4 protein-coding genes are annotated in these 2,777 nt (G+C 48.4%); 2 read left to right on the forward strand and 2 right to left on the reverse strand.

What is annotated here, in order from left to right:
• A partial coding sequence (locus J1785_RS01850; protein ID WP_217218679.1) for an MFS transporter occupies nucleotides 1-521 on the forward strand: 521 nt, incomplete at its 5' end.
• A 43-nt stretch (nucleotides 522-564) separates the two neighbouring features.
• Here the strand turns inward: J1785_RS01850 and J1785_RS01855 are convergent.
• Nucleotides 565-1,092: a GNAT family N-acetyltransferase gene (locus tag J1785_RS01855; RefSeq protein ID WP_217218680.1), complete on the reverse strand. Its 528-nt coding sequence runs from the start codon at nucleotides 1,090-1,092 to the stop codon at nucleotides 565-567.
• Nucleotides 1,093-1,324: 232 nt separating this feature from the next.
• Between J1785_RS01855 and nlpA the strand changes: the two genes are divergently transcribed.
• Nucleotides 1,325-2,143 (forward strand): lipoprotein NlpA, encoded by an 819-nt coding sequence (nlpA, locus tag J1785_RS01860; protein WP_129952264.1) that lies wholly within the window; start codon nucleotides 1,325-1,327, stop codon nucleotides 2,141-2,143.
• A 68-nt stretch (nucleotides 2,144-2,211) separates the two neighbouring features.
• On the opposite strand, the gene J1785_RS01865 is transcribed toward nlpA, so the two are convergent.
• Entirely contained in the window at nucleotides 2,212-2,490 is a 279-nt protein-coding gene (locus J1785_RS01865) for a DUF3761 domain-containing protein (protein WP_129952265.1), read from the reverse strand.
• Between the last annotated feature and the right edge of the window lie 287 nt (nucleotides 2,491-2,777).

Raw genomic sequence — 2,777 nt, forward strand, 5'->3', positions numbered from 1 at the left:
CATTAATCCTATTTACCTCCATAATTGTTATATTAGGTTTCGGACGTTCAGGGCTTTATTATATCCCATGGAATATTTACAGCTTTATTCCGGACGTCGACGAAATAGTCACTAAAAAACGCCGCGAGGGGATCTTTGCCGGGGTCATGGTATTTACCCGTAAAAGTACCGTCGCGATTGCCATCATGATCGTTGGCCTGGTGCTGGAAGAATGTGGATTTGTGAAAGGGCAGGGCGCTCAGCCGGTCAGTGCGTTACACGCGATCATCGGTCTGATGATCTTCGCCACCGGTGCGTTGCTGGCGATCAGTTTCTATATGACTTTCAAATTCAAACTAACGCGGGATACGCATAAAATTCTGATCAAAGAAACGGCGCGCCTGAAACTGGGCGGCGCTCAGGAAGATTGTGATGAAACCGCGCGTAAGGTGATTAAAGATCTGACCGGTTACGAATACAACGAAGTCTGGGGCGGCAGCGCGACACGTAAAACCACGCGGGAAAAATTAGCGATTGAGTAATCAGTCGCCTGCGGGCAGCAACAAGGCCCGCAGGAATTTCCTGTCAGTGATCCGGTGCGGGCAGGGTCTGGTTTCCGTCTCCCAGTGCGCGCTGCATAAACACGGTGTCCAGCCAGCGGCCATGCTTAAATCCAACGCAATGCAGCGTGCCTTTCATCTGAAAACCGGCAGCGAGATGTAAGCTGATTGAGGCTTTATTTTCGCTGTCACCAACGTTACCGATCAACTGACGATAGCCGTGGGTTTCTGCCCAGTCTATCGCCCGGCGAAGCAGGGCTTTCCCCGCGCCGCGCTTCTGAAAAGCAGGATCAATATAGATTGAATCCTCCAGTGTATGGCGGTACGCATAGCGTTCACGATAATGTCCGAGGTAGCAATATCCCTTCACTTCGCCTTCATGCAAAACTACCAGCCAGAGTAAACCTGCGTCTTTAATTTTCTTCAGACGACCCGCCATCTCGCGTTCATCCGGTGGCTGCGTCTCAAACGAGGCGGTTCCATGAAGCACGTGCCAGGCATAAATTTTCTGTATCGCAGGAATATGCTGCGCTTCGGCTTCCGTAATTTCCATTCTTGCAGGTTCTCATCAGTGATTTCTGTTTTGCCTACTCTTTCCCAAATGTATCAGGGAGAGCAAACCCTTTATCACTGATATAAGGAAAAGCTTTGGTTAGCCGGACTTAAGCGGGGCATCTATATACTTTTTTCTTCTTAGCAGTGCTTTATTGGTTTTTTAAACTGCGGTAATCCTCCTGCTATAGTCAGTCCATTGTCCATTAGCGGTTATTTTTTAAGGAAAAAAAGTGAAACTGACGTTACCTCATTTACGCACGGGTGCTGTGGTATTGCTGGCGGGATTACTGCTGGCGGGTTGTGATCAAAAAAGTGACGATACGAAGCATATCAAAGTCGGCGTGATTAATGGCGCAGAGCAGGATGTGGCGGAAGTGGCGAAAAAGGTCGCGAAGGATAAATACGGTCTGGATGTCGAACTGGTTGGTTTCAGTGGTTCATTATTACCAAATGACGCAACCGAGCATGGTGATCTGGATGCGAACGTTTTCCAGCACCGTCCGTTCCTTGATCAGGATAATAAAGCCCACGGTTATCATCTGGTGGCGGTTGGCAACACTTTTGTGTTCCCGATGGCGGGTTACTCGAAAAAAATCAAAACGGTGGATCAGCTGAAAGATGGCGCGACGGTGGCGATCCCTAACGATCCGACCAATTTAGGCCGGGCGCTTCTTCTGCTGCAAAAAGAGAAGCTGATCACCCTGAAAGAGGGCAAAGGCCTGCTGCCGACGGCGCTGGATATCACCGCAAACCCGCATCATCTGAATATTATGGAACTGGAAGGTGCGCAGTTACCGCGCGTGCTGGATGACCCGAAAGTTGATGTGGCGATCATCAGCACGACCTATATCCAGCAAACCGGGTTATCACCGGTGCATGACAGCGTATTTATTGAAGATAAAAATTCGCCGTACGTGAACATTCTGGTTTCACGACCAGACAATAAAGATGCGGAAAATGTGCAGGAGTTTCTGAAATCGTATCAGTCGCCTGAAGTGGCAAAAGCGGCGGAGAAAATCTTTAACGGCGGCGCGGTGCCGGGCTGGTGATTGGCTAAACCGGACAATTTAACCTGCTGATAAACCTGAATAGCCCACTTAAAGGTGGGCTTTTTTATTCAGTTCAGCCAGGCCGCCACCCCGCCGTGCCTTGAACATGTACCCCGTCGATGCGTACTGAAACTGTATGTTCCATCCCTGCACTGAGCCGATGCGCCATCGGGCGCTTTTCCCGATTTGGTATGCGCCGGACGGTGAATTTCCTGCCCGTCTGAGTTAGTGTAATCCCCTTGCTCAATGAGTTCACTATCCTGCGACGAAGGCGGCGTATGCTGTCTGGCCACAGCCGTGTTGCATAAAAGAGCCACTGCAAAAAGGAAAAATCCCAGTAAGCGCATGATTGCACTTTTCCCTGTAGAGGTTGTATGACCTGAATGATTGACGAGGAGAATACTCCTGATAACCACATAAACAATGCTGATATTTAAACAGTAGTTAACTGACTTATTAAGTTTCGTAATGATTAGTTCAGCATCTCCTTCTATCAGGCAGGTGTAGAGAAGACATGAATCATTTAGAATCCGCTTCACTACGTTATGAAAAAATTACATGGAAATATTGCAATCGTAACGTTATTCATAGCGATACAGGGGAAGAAAAAGCGTAAATAATAAAACTAAGTGGC

The sequence above is a fragment of the Rahnella perminowiae genome, from assembly GCF_019049755.1.
In the GTDB taxonomy this organism is placed as follows: Bacteria; Pseudomonadota; Gammaproteobacteria; order Enterobacterales; family Enterobacteriaceae; genus Rahnella; species Rahnella perminowiae.